Genomic DNA, 13,556 nt, shown 5'->3' with positions numbered 1-13,556 from the left:
GTAGGTCACCGGCAACGGGGGCAGGACCGGGCCTGGCGGACCGGGCCGTCAGGCCCGGTCCGCCAGCCGCTCACGCGCCGCCATCAGCGCGAACCCGAGCAGATTGGGCCCACGCCACCGTCTCGGATCGCCGGCGGCCTCCGCGTCGGCCGCGAGTCCGATGCCCCACACGCGGTCGAGCGGGCTGGCCTCGACCAGGATGCTCCCCCAGCCTTCGGCCGGGGGGACCCCCATCTCGCTTCGCTCGCCCGTCCCGAGCAGGAACTCCCGCAGATCCGCGTGCGCCGCGAACTTGTGCACGCTGCCCTCGACGACGATCCCGAACCGCTCGCGCGTCCAGGTGTCCTCGTCGAAGCCGCGCACGAGGCGCCCCGCCTTCTTGGCCTGCGAGGGATGTGCCGCCCCGACGGCTCTGCGCTCGGCCTCCGCGTCCCCGAACAGCCGGGCCTTCGCGGCCATCATCCAGTGCTCGGCCGTCGCGTACTCGACCCCGTCCACCGTGAACGGCGCGACCCACCACTGACTGAGGCAGCTCGCCCCGACCGTGCCGTCCGCCCGCGGTGTGTGCCCCCAGAAGTGCAGGTACTTGACCCGTACACCCGCTTCCACCGCCCTGACCAGCGAGTCCTGGTCGTGGATGGACTCGCGGCCCTCAAGCTTGTCGATCTTCCCCATGCACGCGAGTCTGGCACGCACCACGGACACTCCGTCCTTGGTTCTTCAGGGGGACTCGACACCTGGTCGACAGATTCCGTCGCGTAACCAAAAGGCAACAACGGAATCACTTGTTGCAGTACATCGCCTCTGTCAGGATCGGCACTCAAATCGAGCTGGAGCTACGCCAGCCCCCGCGGAGCGGGGTGCCGGCGGAGGAGAGCGATAATGCACAACCCTGGCAACAGCACCCGCTTCCAGGCCCAGGACCGGTTCGCCGAAGGCGCCCAGTACATCGCGGGCCGTCTCACCAAGGGCACATCCGGCCGCACCCACGCAGTCGTCGACCCGGCCACGGGCCAGGACGTCTACACGTACGAGCTGGCCGGCACCGAGGACGTCGACGCCGCCGTGGCCGCGGCCCGCGAGGCCTTCCCCGGCTGGGCCGGCGCCACGCCGGGCGAGCGGTCCGACGCGATGCACCGCTTCGCGGGTGTCCTGGCCGAGCGCGCCGAGGACCTCGCACAGGCCGAGTCCCTGCAGTGCGGCAAGCCCCTCAAGCTGAGCCGCGAGTTCGACGTCCCCGGGACCGTCGACAACACCGCGTTCTTCGCGGGCGCCGCCCGGCACCTCCAGGGCCAGTCCGCCGGCGAGTACAGCGGCGACCACACCTCGTACGTGCGGCGCGAGCCCATCGGTGTCGTCGGGTCCATCGCTCCCTGGAACTACCCGCTCCAGATGGCCGCCTGGAAGGTTCTTCCGGCGATCGCGGCGGGCAACACCATCGTGCTCAAGCCCGCCGAGCTGACCCCGCTCACCTCCCTCCTGTTCGCGCAGGCCGCGACCGAGGCGGGCATCCCCGACGGTGTCGTCAACATCGTCACGGGCGCGGGCAGGGACGCCGGCGAGCACCTCGTCGGACACCCCGACGTCGCCATGACCTCCTTCACCGGGTCGACGGGCGTCGGCAAGCGCGTCGCCGAGATCGCCACCTCCACCGTGAAGCGGCTGCACCTGGAGCTCGGCGGCAAGGCGCCGTTCGTCGTGTTCGACGACGCCGACCTGGAGGCAGCCGTGCACGGTGCGGTCGCGGGCGCCCTCATCAACACGGGCCAGGACTGCACCGCCGCCACGCGCGCGTACGTGCAACGCCCCCTCTACGACGCCTTCGTGCAGGGCGTGGCCGACCTCATGGAGGGCATCCGGGTCGGCGACCCGTTCGCCCCGGACACCGACCTCGGCCCGCTGATCTCGCACGCCCAGCGCGACCGCGTCGCCGGATTCGTCGACCGGGCCCGCTCCTACGCGCGCGTGGTCGCCGGCGGCGTCATCCCCCAGGGCGACCTGAAGGCGGGCGCGTACTACCGGCCGACCCTCGTCGCGGACGCCGCCCAGGACAGTGAGATCGTCCAGGCCGAGATCTTCGGCCCGGTGCTCGTCGTGCTGCCCTTCGACAGCGACGACGAGGGCATCCGCCTCGCCAACGACACCCCCTACGGCCTGGCCGCCTCGGCCTGGACCAGGGACGTGTTCCGGGCGGGCCGCGCCACCCGCGACATCAAGGCGGGCTGCGTCTGGGTCAACGACCACATCCCGATCCTCAGCGAGATGCCGCACGGCGGCTACAAGGCGTCCGGCTTCGGCAAGGACATGTCTGCCTACTCCTTCGAGGAGTACACGCAGATCAAGCACGTCATGTTCGACAACACTGCGGTCGCCCGGAAGGACTGGCACCGCACGATCTTCGGGGACCGATAGTCATCAGGCCGCCCACAGGGCGGCCGCACACCCTCCCGCAAGGGACCCTCCCGAAAGGGCATCCACGCGCATGGAGCAGTACGAGCCCGACAGCCTGTCCCCGGTACAACTCGCCGCCATGCGGCGCAGTTTCCGCAACGGCAGGGCGGCCATGACCCGCCGTTCCCTGCTGCGCGCGTCCGCGGGCGGCGCACTCGCCGTCGGCGGGATCGCGTCGCTGAGCGCCTGCGGCATTCCCGCGGCGAGCAAGAGCCAGGGCGGCGTCTCGTCCGAGGACCACTCGGCCAAGGAGAAGGTGGTCAACTTCTCCAACTGGACCGAGTACATCGACCTCAGTGACGACGAGAAGCACCGGCCCACCCTGGACGCGTTCACCAAGCGCACCGGGATCAAGGTCAACTACACCGAGGACATCAACGACAACGTCGAGTTCTTCGGCAAGATCAAGCCTCAGCTCGCGGCGGGCCAGGACACCGGCCGGGACATCATCGTCCTCACCGACTGGCTGGCCGCCCGGCTGATCCGCTTCGGCTGGGTCCAGAAGCTCGACCCGGCCAACCTGCCCCACGCGTACGCGAACCTGTCCCCGCAGTTCCGCAGCCCCGACTGGGACCCGGGCCGCGCCTACTCGTACCCGTGGCAGGGCATCGCCACGGTGATCGCGTACAACTCCAAGGCCACGAACGGCAGGGAGGTCACCTCCGTCTCGCAGCTGCTCGACGACCCCAAGTTGAAGGGCAAGGTCGGCCTGCTCTCCGAGATGCGTGACACCGTCGGGATGATGCTGCTCGACATGGGCAAGGACCCGGGCACCTTCACGTCCGACGACTTCGACGCGGCGATAGCCCGGATGCAGAAGGCCGTCGACAGCAAGCAGGTCCGCCGCTTCACCGGCAACGACTACATCGCGGACCTCAGCAAGGGCGACGTGGCGGCCTGTCTCGCCTGGTCGGGCGACATCGTGCAGCTCCAGGCGGACAACCCGGACGTCAAGTTCCACATCCCCGACACCGGTTTCATGTCCGGAACGGACAACATGCTGATCCCCAACAGGGCCCGTCACAAGACGAACGCCGAGAAGCTCATGGACTACTACTACGAGCTGCCGGTCGCCGCCGAACTCGCCGCCTGGATCAACTACGTGACGCCCGTCGACGGCGTGAAGCCCGAACTGGCCAAGATCGACAAGAGCATCGCGAACGACCCGCTGATCGTTCCCGACAAGACCATGGGTGCCAAGGCGCACGGTTTCCGCTCTCTCACCTCCAAGGAAGAGAAGGCGTTCGAAGAGAAGTTCGCCCAGCTCACCGGCGCGTGAGACCCGCAGCACCGAGCCCCCTGCCCCCTCGACTCCTTGGACTGCACCATGACGACAGAAAACGGCGGCGACGTCCGCCTTGCCGGGATCAGCAAGACCTACGGCTCCTTCACCGCCGTCAAGCCGCTGGACCTGACCGTGCCGCAGGGCTCCTTCTTCGCCCTCCTCGGCGCCTCGGGCTGCGGCAAGACCACGACCCTGCGGATGATCGCGGGGCTCGAGGAGCCCAGCTCCGGCACGGTCATGCTCGGCGACCAGGACGTCACCGCGCTGCCCCCCTACAAGCGCCCGGTGAACACCGTCTTCCAGTCGTACGCGCTCTTCCCGCACCTCGACATCTTCGAGAACGTCGCCTTCGGCCTGCGCCGCCGCGGCGTCAAGTCGGTGAAGAAGCAGGTCGGCGAGATGCTCGACCTGGTCCAGCTCGGCGAGCAGGCCCGCAAGAAGCCGCACCAGCTCTCCGGCGGCCAGCAGCAGCGCGTCGCCGTGGCGCGGGCCCTGATCAACCACCCCAAGGTACTGCTCCTCGACGAGCCGCTGGGCGCCCTCGACCTCAAGCTGCGCCGCCAGATGCAGCTCGAACTCAAGCGCATCCAGACCGAGGTGGGCATCACGTTCGTCCATGTCACGCACGACCAGGAGGAGGCCATGACCATGGCCGACACCGTCGCCGTGATGAACGCGGGCCGCGTCGAACAGCTGGGCGCCCCGGCCGACCTCTACGAGAACCCGGGGTCCACCTTCGTCGCCAACTTCCTCGGCACGTCGAACTTCATCGAGGCCGAGGTCGCCGGACGCAGCGGCGACGACCTCACCCTGAAGGCCGGCGGCGGCAAGCTCGTACTGCCCGCCGCCCGCTGTACGGCCGCCACCACCACCGGCGGGAAGGTCCTCGTCGGCGTGCGCCCCGAGAAGATCTCCCTCACCCACGCCGACGACGCGGGCTCCATACCCGACGGCCGCAACCGCATCACCGGCCGCGTCGCCGACAGCAGCTTCATCGGTGTCTCCACGCAGTACGTCATCGACAGCCCGCTCTGCGACGCGTTCGAGGTCTACTCCCAGAACATCGAGCGCGACAGCCGGCTCACTCCCGGCGCCGAGGTCGTCCTGCACTGGAACCCCGCGCACACCTTCGGCCTCGACGCCGCCCAGGACATCGAGGCGGGCGCCGCGAAGGTCGAGGAGGACGCCGCAGCATGACGACCGTCACCAAAACCCCCGCGGAGCCTGCGGAGCCCGTGGCGCCGGTCGCCGAGACCGCCCGCCGGCCACGCAAGCGCGGCCGCCTCGTCCCCTACTGGCTGCTCCTGCCCGGCCTGCTCTGGCTGGTCGTCTTCTTCGCCCTGCCGATGGTCTACCAGGCGTCGACGTCGATCCAGACGGGCTCCCTGGAGGACGGCTTCAAGGTCACCTGGCACTTCGCGACCTACTGGCAGGCGCTCGCCGACTACTGGCCGCAGTTCCTTCGCTCGGTGCTGTACGCGGGCGCCGCCACGATCCTTTGCCTGGCGCTCGGTTACCCGCTGGCCTACCTCATCGCCTTTCGCGCGGGACGCTGGCGCAACGTCGTCCTCATCCTTGTCATCGCGCCGTTCTTCACCAGCTTCCTGATCCGCACGCTGGCCTGGAAGACGATCCTGTCCGACGGCGGCCCGGTCGTCAGCACGCTGAACGCCCTGCACATCCTGGACGTCACGAGCTGGATCGGCATGACGGACGGCGACCGCGTCCTCGCGACCCCGCTCGCCGTGATCTGCGGACTCACGTACAACTTCCTGCCGTTCATGATCCTGCCGCTCTACACCTCGCTGGAGCGCATCGACGGCCGGCTGCACGAGGCCGCGGGCGACCTGTACGCCCGCCCCTCCACCACCTTCCGCAAGGTGACGTTCCCGCTCTCCATGCCGGGCGTCGTCTCCGGAACCCTGCTCACCTTCATCCCCGCCGCCGGTGACTACGTCAACGCGGACCTGCTCGGCTCCACCGACACCCGCATGGTCGGCAACGTCATCCAGACGCAGTTCCTGCGCATCCTGGACTACCCGACGGCGGCGGCGCTCTCCTTCATCCTGATGGCCGCGATCCTGATCATGGTCACCGTCTATATCCGCCGGTCCGGAACGGAGGACTTGGTCTGATGCCCTTCGTACGCTGGCTGCGCCGCAATCTCGTCGTCATCGCGGGTCTGGTGACCCTCGGCTATCTGCTCCTGCCCAACGTCGTCGTGACGGTGTTCTCCTTCAACAAGCCGAAGGGGCGCTTCAACTACGAGTGGCAGCAGTTCTCGCTCGACGCCTGGAAGAACCCCTGCGGCGTCGCCGACATGTGCGGCTCGCTGTCCCTGAGCCTCCAGATCGCGTTCTGGGCGACGATCGGCGCCACGGTCCTCGGCACGATGATCGCCTTCGCCCTTGTGCGCTACCGCTTCCGGGCCCGCGGCGCCGTGAACTCGCTGATCTTCCTGCCGATGGCGATGCCCGAGGTCGTCATGGCCGCCTCGCTGCTCACGCTCTTCCTCAACATGGGCGCACAGCTCGGCTTCTGGACGATCCTGATCGCCCACATCATGTTCTGCCTGAGCTTCGTCGTCACGGCGGTCAAGGCACGCGTGATGTCCATGGACCCGCGCCTCGAACAGGCCGCCCAGGACCTCTACGCCGGTCCCTTCCAGACCTTCGTACGGGTCACGCTGCCGATCGCCGCGCCGGGCATCGCGGCGGGCGCGCTGCTCGCCTTCGCGCTCTCCTTCGACGACTTCATCATCACCAACTTCAACGCCGGCTCGACCGTGACCTTCCCCATGTTCGTCTGGGGATCGGCGCAGCGCGGCACACCCGTTCAGATCAATGTCATCGGTACGGCCATGTTCATCGTCGCCGTACTGCTCGTCCTTGCCGGGATGCTGGCCGGCAAGCGAAAGAACAAGGCAGCTTGAGGGAGTTGAAATCATGGCCGCACGTGCCATGAACCGTGGTACCGACTGGATCAAGTCACTGGCGGACGCCAAGCCGCTGTCCTACTGGCTGGACGACCCCGGCAGGCCCGGGGCCCGGCCGGCGCTCACCGGCGACGAACGCTGCGACCTGCTCGTCGTCGGCGGCGGCTACAGCGGACTGTGGACCGCGCTCCTCGCCAAGGAGCGCGACCCCGGGCGCGATGTGGTCCTGCTCGAAGGGCAGGAGGTGGGCTGGGCGGCGTCCGGCCGCAACGGAGGCTTCTGTGCCGCCTCCCTCACGCACGGCGTCGCGAACGGGCTGGCCCGCTGGCCCGGCGAGATCGGGAAGCTGGAGGAGCTCGGCAACCGCAACCTCGACGCGATCGAGGACGCGGTCGCCCGCTACTCCATCGACTGCGACTTCGAGCGCACCGGCGAACTGGACGTGGCCACCGAGCCGCACCAGGTCACCGAACTCCGGGAGTTCCACCAGGAGTTGACCGAGGCCGGACTCGCCGGCGGCACCGAGCTGCTCGACGCCGACGCGACCCGCGAACAGGTCGACTCGCCGACCTTCCTCGGCGCCCTGTACGACCGGCGCGGCGTCGCGATGCTGCACCCCGCCAAGCTCGCCTGGGGCCTCAAGCAGGCCTGCCTCGACCTCGGCGTGCGCATCCACGAGCACACCCCGGCGCTCGAACTCTCTTCGTCCGGCGCCGGGACCGCGGTCCGCACCCCCTACGGGCGCGTCTTCGCCCAGCACGTGGCGCTCGGCACGAACGTCTTTCCGTCCCTGGTCAAGCGCGTGCGCTCGTACACCGTCCCGGTCTACGACTACGCGCTGATGACCGAGCCCCTTAACCACGACCAGCTGGCCTCCATCGGCTGGAAGAACCGCCAGGGCCTCGGCGACTCGGCCAACCAGTTCCACTACTTCCGGCTCTCCGCGGACAACCGGATCCTGTGGGGCGGCTACGACGCGATCTATCCGTACGGCGGACGGGTGCGCGCCGAGTACGACCACAGGCCCGAGACGTACGCGAAGCTCGCCGGCCAGTTCTTCACCTGCTTCCCGCAGCTGGAGGGGGTGCGCTTCAGTCACGCGTGGGGCGGCGCCATCGACACGTGCTCCCGCTTCTCCGCGTTCTTCGGCACGGCCCACAAGGGCCGGGTCGCGTACGCCGCCGGGTACACCGGCCTCGGCGTGGGCGCGACCCGATTCGGCGCGGACGTGATGCTCGACCTGCTCTCCGGCGAGCGCACGGAGCGTACGGAACTGGAGATGGTCCGCACGAAGCCGCTGCCCTTCCCGCCCGAGCCGTTCGCCTACACCGGGATCGCGCTCACCAAGTGGTCCCTGGCGCGCGCCGACGACAACGGCGGCCGGCGCAACCTGTGGCTGAAGGCGATGGACAAGGCGGGCCTCGGCTTCGACAGCTGACCCGAGTCCGGAACAACTCGTGGGCAGAACCCGCGTAATGCTCGCGCCCCGGCCTCCTCTCCCTGGTGACACGCACAGCTTTCGGCAGCTGCGTACCAGGAAGAGGAGGTTCCGCCATGACTGGCTCGGGGGCGAAGTCGGCGGTCGAGTGGCTGGCGTCCGTGGCGCCTGATCCGGACGCCTGCCGCTGGGAATGGGAGCGCAACCCCCTCGGGGTCGCGCTCCTTCCCGCGGGCAGGCTCTGGGACGTACTGATCCTCCCCGGCGAGCTGGGGTATCCGACGCTCGACGTGCTCACCCGCGTCATAGACCAGCCGGGCCCCGTGCTCGCCGACTTCGGTGACGCCCGCATGGGCTTCTTCGTGCCCTCCGGCACGGCCACCCGCTGGCTCGGCACGGGGGTGCGGGGCGCCGGCCGCGGCACCTGGATCGTCGTGCCGCATCCCCTTCCGGGCCGCGCCGCCGGCGGGGTCCGCTGGCTGATCCCGCCCGACGGCTCGGGCACCCTCACCGACCCGACCGTCCTGGAACTGGCGATGCACGAGGCGGCGGCGCAGCTCGCGCGGGACGACACGCACGAGTAGCCCGATGGGCGGGCCGGGTCAGCCGCGCGGCGCCCGGCCCGCCCACACCGCGCACATCACGTACAGCAGGACCACCGAGAGGCACCAGCCGCCGACGACGTCCAGCGGCCAGTGGTAGCCGCGCCGCACCAGACCGAGGCCGACGGCCGCGTTCAGGACGGTGTAGCCGATGACGAGTTCGCGCCGTACGTAGGCGCCGCGCATGTACGGCAGCAGGAGGAGCAGACAGGCGCCGTACGCGACCGCAGCCGTCGTCGCGTGTCCCGACGGGTAGAAGCCGGTGCCGGGGCCCATCACGGCCGGGCCCGTCCGGGCGACGGTCTCCTTGATCGGGACGATCAGGAGCGGGACGGCGGCCATCGTGAGCGCGGCGGTGACGGGGCGCGTCCACCAGCGGGGCACGCCGTCGCGGCGGGCGCGCCAGGCGGCGTACCCGAGGACGGCGGCGAGGACCGGGAGCGCGACGGTGATGTTGCCGAGGTCGGCGAGGAGTTCGGCGGCCCGCTTCGGCAGGCGGCCGACGCCGATCGCGTCACCGAGGCGTTCGTCCGCGCGGCGCAGCGCACCGCCGGCGGCGATCTGCCAGGTGAGGAAGAGGAAGAGCAGGGCGCTCAGAACGGCGGCCCAGCGGAAAATGGCCGGCCGCCCCGGAACAGGGGGGGTAGTTCCGAGGCGGCCGATCTGACCGGTTTGCCGCACGCCCCGGGGGGTTTGGGGCGGGCGGCCATCCGATCGGTGAGGAGTTCCGGAGCCGGAAGCTCCGGGTGTGTGCGCGAGGGCACGACCAGGGCGGGGCTGGGGAGGCTCCGTCCCGGTTTCGCCCACAGTCCCCTGTGGGCGGGGTGTTTCTCTCATCTGCAGAAACCGTACGGCAGGGCGTGGACGTCCGACAGCCGGAAAGGTAACCCGACATCGGCCCCGCACACGTTCTTCACACGCCCTGACCGTTACCTGAAGTCACGGAAGTCGGCTCAGACGCCCGCGAACGCGGTCTCGATGATGTCCAGGCCCTCGTTGAGCAGGTCGTCACCGATGACGAGCGGGGGAAGGAAGCGCAGCACGTTGCCGTAGGTGCCACAGGTGAGGACCAGCAGACCCTCGGCGTGGCAGGCCTTGGCGAGCGCGGCGGCGGCCGCCGGGTGCGGCTCCTTGGTGCCCTTGTCCTTGACGAGCTCGATGGCGATCATCGCGCCACGGCCACGGATGTCGCCGATGATGTCGAACTTCTCCGCCATGGTGGCGAGGCGGGCCTTCATGATGGCCTCGATGTTCTTCGCCTTGGCGTTGAGGTCGAGCTCCTTCATGGTCTCGATGGCGCCGAGCGCACCGGCGCAGGCCACCGGGTTGCCGCCGTAGGTGCCGCCGAGGCCGCCCGCGTGCGCGGCGTCCATGATCTCGGCGCGGCCCGTCACGGCGGCGAGCGGCAGACCGCCCGCGATGCCCTTGGCGGTCGTGATCAGGTCGGGGACGATGCCCTCGTCCTCGCACGCGAACCACTGGCCGGTGCGGCAGAAGCCGGACTGGATCTCGTCCGCGACGAAGACGATGCCGTTGTCCGCGGCGAACTGGCGGATCGCGGGCAGGAAGCCCTTCGCCGGCTCGATGAAGCCGCCCTCGCCGAGGACCGGCTCGATGATGATCGCGGCGACGTTGTCGGCGCCGATCTGCTTGGTGATCTGGTCGATCGCCTGGGCGGAGGCCTCGGCGCCCGCGTTCTCCGCGCCGGTCAGCCAGCGGTAGCCGTAGGCCACCGGCACGCGGTAGACCTCGGGCGCGAACGGGCCGAAGCCGTTCTTGTACGGCATGTTCTTGCTGGTCAGCGCCATCGTCAGGTTCGTACGGCCGTGGTAGCCGTGGTCGAAGACGACGACGGCCTGGCGCTTGGTGTACGCACGGGCGATCTTGACGGCGTTCTCGACGGCCTCGGCGCCCGAGTTGAACAGCGCGGACTTCTTGGCGTGGTCACCCGGCGTGAGCTCGGCCAGCGCCTCGGCGACGGCCACGTAGCCCTCGTACGGCGTGACCATGAAACAGGTGTGGGTGAAGTCCTGCAGCTGGGCGGAGGCGCGGCGCACGACGGCCTCGGCGGAGGCGCCGACCGAGGTCACGGCGATGCCGGAACCGAAGTCGATCAGGCGGTTGCCGTCGACGTCCTCGATGATGCCGCCGCCCGCGCGGGCGGTGAAGACCGGCAGCGTGGAGCCCACGCCGGCCGCGACCACGGCGTTACGTCGGGCCTGCAGCTCCTGCGACTTCGGACCGGGGATGGCGGTGACGACGCGGCGCTCCTGCGGGACTGCGCTCATGCGGGGCTCCTGGGGGTGTTTCGGGTGCTTTCTTCGCAGGTTAGGGGTGAGGGGCGGGGTGGGGCATGCTCCATCCGGGCGCGGTTCGCGGATTGCGTTGTCCGCCGTGGACATAGGGCGGCGCTGCAGGGATCGCCCCAGGTCCGGGCGCGTAACCGGTGAACTCCCCATGCAGGGGCACTAGATTGACCCGCGGACACACAGACCGGCAGGTCAGGGGGCAAGGGCAATGGACACCGACGGCACGCAGGGCGCTGGCGGCACGCACGACGCTCGTGGCACACACGCCACACCGGTGCCGCGCCCCGCGGGGCCGCCGACGCCTCCGGCGGTGTCGGCCAATGGGGGAACCGGCGAGGGAGCGGGCATAGGTTCGCCCGCACGCCCCAGTGCCCCGCCGCCCCGCCCCACGCACGCCCCCGGCGCCGCCGGAGCGTCCGACGGGGCCGTCGGGGCCGCCTTCCTCGGGTGGCTGAGAGCCCCGCGGCCCGCCGCCGAACCGGGCATCTGGCGGTTCGCGCACCGGCCGAGGCCCGCGCAGGAACCCGAGGTCGTCCCGGCCCGGCAGCTCCTCAGCGGAGCGGTGATCGCGTTCCTCGTGGGGTGGCTCGTCTGGTCGCTGCTCTGGAACGGCTACCTCGGCGGCTGGTGGCTGCTCCCGCTGTACGCGATGGTCCCCGACTCCTGGGCCCAGCCGCACTCCGTCGGCTCGGTCGTCGTGGTCTACCTGTACTACGCCGTGTTCGCCGTCGGCATCATGATCGCCGTCGGCCGGCTCGGCCGTTGGGGTGAGGTCTGGCGCCGCTACGGCCTGCCGGCCTGGCGCAAGGCCGTGCCCGTCGCCCAGGAGCGCCCGCCCGCGCCCGAGGAGGACCCGGCACGCTGGCCACAGCTCCGGGCCGCCGGCGCCGCCGACGCCGCCGACCGGCTCGCCGCCGACGCCCGCGCCGGGCTGATGCGCGACGTCGACCAGGCCCGGATCGCCCGCGCCTGGCAGGGCGTACGCCGCGGCAGCCACCCCCTCGCCTCGTTCACCGCGGCCGTCGTGAAGGACGGCGCCGCCGCCTGCCTGCACCCCTCTGGCGCGCGCGACCTGCCCGCCCGCGCGGCCCGCCACGACCTCGCCACCGCCCAGGTCAGGATCGGCACGACCGCCGACGACGTCCGCAACCCCTACGCCTACCGCGGCACGGGCCTCGCCTTCGGGCCCGATCTGCTCGGCACCTCGCTGCTCGCCGTCGGCCCCGCGGGCGCCGGCAAGACCGGCAGCGTCGTCTGGCCGATCGCCGAGTCCCTGTGCCTGGGCGCGTTGGCCGGCCGCGCCGTCGTCGTGGTCGTCGGCCCCGCCGGGGCAGGCCTCGGCGCCGCCGACGGCTATGACGTCGTCATCCGCATCGGTCACCCGGAGTCCGTCCACGACCTGGACCTGTACGGCGGCACGAGCGACCCCGACGAGGCCGCGGCGATGCTCGCCGAGGCGCTCGTCGGGGACCTCGCCGACCCGCACCCCGGCGGCGACAGCCGGCGCTCCACCACCGTCATCGCCCAGCTCATCGGGCCGTACCACGCCGTCCACGGCCGCTTCCCCTCCGTGCCCGAGCTGCGCCGCCTCCTGGACGGCGCCCCGGAGCCGCTCGCCGCGCTGCGTCAGGCACTCACCGACTCGGGTCACGAGGCGATGCTCCGCGAACTCGACGCACGCGAGCGGCAGTTGGGGCACCCGGGGGACGTGGGCGCGGTGCTCGCCGACCGGGTGGCGCTCCTCGACCGGCCCGCGTTCGCCTCGTTCTTCGACACGACGGGCCGGGGCAGGCCGTTCTCGCTGCGCGCCCTCGACCGCCCCGTACGCGTCCGCATCGACCTGCCCGAACGCGGGCACGCCGACGCGTCGCGGATCCTCGCGCGCCTCGTGCTCGCCCAGTTCGTCGCCAGCGCGTCCGTCCGCGACGACCGCTCGCTCTTCGCCTGCCTGATCCTGGACGACGCGACCGGCGCCGTGACCCCGCAGGCCGTGCGCGGCATCCAGCGGCTGCGGTCCGCGAACGCGGGCGCCGTCCTGACCCTGCGCACCCTCGACGACGTGCCGCGGCCCCTGCGCGGACCGCTCCTCGGCGCCGTCGGCTGCCGCATGGCGCTGTCCGGCCTCACCCCGTGGGACGGCCAGGACTTCGCCGAGGTGTGGGGCAAGGAGTGGACCGAGACGCGGGACGTCACCGACCGGCAGATCATCGCGGAGACCCCCCTCGGCAAGACCGTCCACATGCTGCGCCGCGTCATCACCGGCAACGCGCCGACCGCACGGGCCGTCACCGTCCGCCAGGTCGAGCGCGAGCGCTGGTCCGCCTCCGAACTGGCGCACGCCGTCCCGCCCGGCCACGCCGTCCTGTCCCTGACGACGGTCCGCGGCGAGCACGCGCCCCCGCTCCTGGTGGACCTGCGCGACTGAACAGGCCCGCTGAGTGGGGGAGGCCGCAGACGTACGTACGGTGAGGCAGAATCGACACTGGTCGTTCATACGTACCGGCCAAAAGATCCACAGGATCCACCCTCACCCGAG

Annotated in this window: 11 protein-coding genes; 8 read left to right on the top strand and 3 right to left on the bottom strand. The window is 70.8% G+C overall.

The features are described from left to right. Positions 1–48: 48 nt before the first annotated feature. Positions 49–675 carry an NADAR family protein gene (locus tag OHA58_RS09425; protein ID WP_405478209.1) on the bottom strand — a complete coding sequence of 209 codons (627 nt, stop codon included), beginning with the start codon at positions 673–675 and terminating at the stop codon, positions 49–51. A 207-nt stretch (positions 676–882) separates the two neighbouring features. On the opposite strand from OHA58_RS09425, the gene OHA58_RS09420 reads away from it, so the two are divergent. The 7 genes from OHA58_RS09420 (at position 883) to OHA58_RS09390 (ending at position 8,693) form a co-directional block, all read left to right on the top strand. Further along, positions 883–2,412: a gamma-aminobutyraldehyde dehydrogenase gene (locus tag OHA58_RS09420; protein WP_405478208.1), complete on the top strand. Its 1,530-nt coding sequence runs from the start codon at positions 883–885 to the stop codon at positions 2,410–2,412. A 70-nt stretch (positions 2,413–2,482) separates the two neighbouring features. Further along, positions 2,483–3,730 (top strand): PotD/PotF family extracellular solute-binding protein, encoded by a 1,248-nt coding sequence (locus tag OHA58_RS09415; RefSeq protein ID WP_405478206.1) that lies wholly within the window; start codon positions 2,483–2,485, stop codon positions 3,728–3,730. A 48-nt stretch (positions 3,731–3,778) separates the two neighbouring features. After that, positions 3,779–4,933, top strand: a complete 1,155-nt coding sequence (locus tag OHA58_RS09410; protein WP_405478204.1) for an ABC transporter ATP-binding protein — start codon at positions 3,779–3,781, stop codon at positions 4,931–4,933. Then, entirely contained in the window at positions 4,930–5,871 is a 942-nt protein-coding gene (locus OHA58_RS09405; protein WP_405478202.1) for an ABC transporter permease, read from the top strand. The genes OHA58_RS09410 and OHA58_RS09405 overlap by 4 nt, the downstream gene beginning before the upstream one ends. Further along, a complete protein-coding gene (locus tag OHA58_RS09400; protein WP_405478200.1) occupies positions 5,871–6,668 on the top strand; it encodes an ABC transporter permease in 798 nt (265 codons plus the stop codon). The genes OHA58_RS09405 and OHA58_RS09400 overlap by 1 nt, the downstream gene beginning before the upstream one ends. A 13-nt stretch (positions 6,669–6,681) precedes the next feature. Further along, positions 6,682–8,109 carry an NAD(P)/FAD-dependent oxidoreductase gene (locus OHA58_RS09395; RefSeq protein WP_405478198.1) on the top strand — a complete coding sequence of 476 codons (1,428 nt, stop codon included), beginning with the start codon at positions 6,682–6,684 and terminating at the stop codon, positions 8,107–8,109. Between the two features lie 116 nt (positions 8,110–8,225). Then, complete coding sequence (locus OHA58_RS09390) at positions 8,226–8,693, top strand: hypothetical protein (protein ID WP_405478196.1); 468 nt, start codon at positions 8,226–8,228, stop codon at positions 8,691–8,693. An 18-nt stretch (positions 8,694–8,711) separates the two neighbouring features. Here the strand turns inward: OHA58_RS09390 and OHA58_RS09385 are convergent, their stop codons facing one another. Together OHA58_RS09385 and gabT are read right to left on the bottom strand one after the other, a co-directional pair. Further along, the gene (locus OHA58_RS09385) at positions 8,712–9,392 is read right to left on the bottom strand and encodes a phosphatase PAP2 family protein (RefSeq protein WP_405478194.1); all 681 of its coding nucleotides are present in this window, start codon (positions 9,390–9,392) and stop codon (positions 8,712–8,714) included. Between the two features lie 272 nt (positions 9,393–9,664). Next, a complete protein-coding gene (gabT, locus tag OHA58_RS09380) occupies positions 9,665–10,999 on the bottom strand; it encodes a 4-aminobutyrate--2-oxoglutarate transaminase (protein ID WP_266674696.1) in 1,335 nt (444 codons plus the stop codon). Positions 11,000–11,228: 229 nt separating this feature from the next. Between gabT and OHA58_RS09375 the strand changes: the two genes are divergently transcribed. Continuing rightward, on the top strand, positions 11,229–13,445 hold the full coding sequence (locus tag OHA58_RS09375) for an ATP-binding protein (protein WP_405478192.1): 2,217 nt from the start codon (positions 11,229–11,231) through the stop codon (positions 13,443–13,445). The last annotated feature ends 111 nt before the right edge of the window (positions 13,446–13,556 follow it).

The organism is Streptomyces sp. NBC_00009 (assembly GCF_045040855.1).
In the GTDB taxonomy this organism is placed as follows: Bacteria; Actinomycetota; Actinomycetes; order Streptomycetales; family Streptomycetaceae; genus Streptomyces; species Streptomyces aureus.
This window is presented reverse-complemented; position numbering and strand designations above follow the sequence as displayed.

Coding starts and splice junctions, on each gene's coding strand:
- OHA58_RS09425 (WP_405478209.1), bottom strand. CDS start 675: ATGGGGAAGATCGACAAGCTTGAGGGCCGCGAGTCCATCCACGACCAG.
- OHA58_RS09420 (WP_405478208.1), top strand. CDS start 883: ATGCACAACCCTGGCAACAGCACCCGCTTCCAGGCCCAGGACCGGTTC.
- OHA58_RS09415 (WP_405478206.1), top strand. CDS start 2,483: ATGGAGCAGTACGAGCCCGACAGCCTGTCCCCGGTACAACTCGCCGCC.
- OHA58_RS09410 (WP_405478204.1), top strand. CDS start 3,779: ATGACGACAGAAAACGGCGGCGACGTCCGCCTTGCCGGGATCAGCAAG.
- OHA58_RS09405 (WP_405478202.1), top strand. CDS start 4,930: ATGACGACCGTCACCAAAACCCCCGCGGAGCCTGCGGAGCCCGTGGCG.
- OHA58_RS09400 (WP_405478200.1), top strand. CDS start 5,871: ATGCCCTTCGTACGCTGGCTGCGCCGCAATCTCGTCGTCATCGCGGGT.
- OHA58_RS09395 (WP_405478198.1), top strand. CDS start 6,682: ATGGCCGCACGTGCCATGAACCGTGGTACCGACTGGATCAAGTCACTG.
- OHA58_RS09390 (WP_405478196.1), top strand. CDS start 8,226: ATGACTGGCTCGGGGGCGAAGTCGGCGGTCGAGTGGCTGGCGTCCGTG.
- gabT (WP_266674696.1), bottom strand. CDS start 10,999: ATGAGCGCAGTCCCGCAGGAGCGCCGCGTCGTCACCGCCATCCCCGGT.
- OHA58_RS09375 (WP_405478192.1), top strand. CDS start 11,229: ATGGACACCGACGGCACGCAGGGCGCTGGCGGCACGCACGACGCTCGT.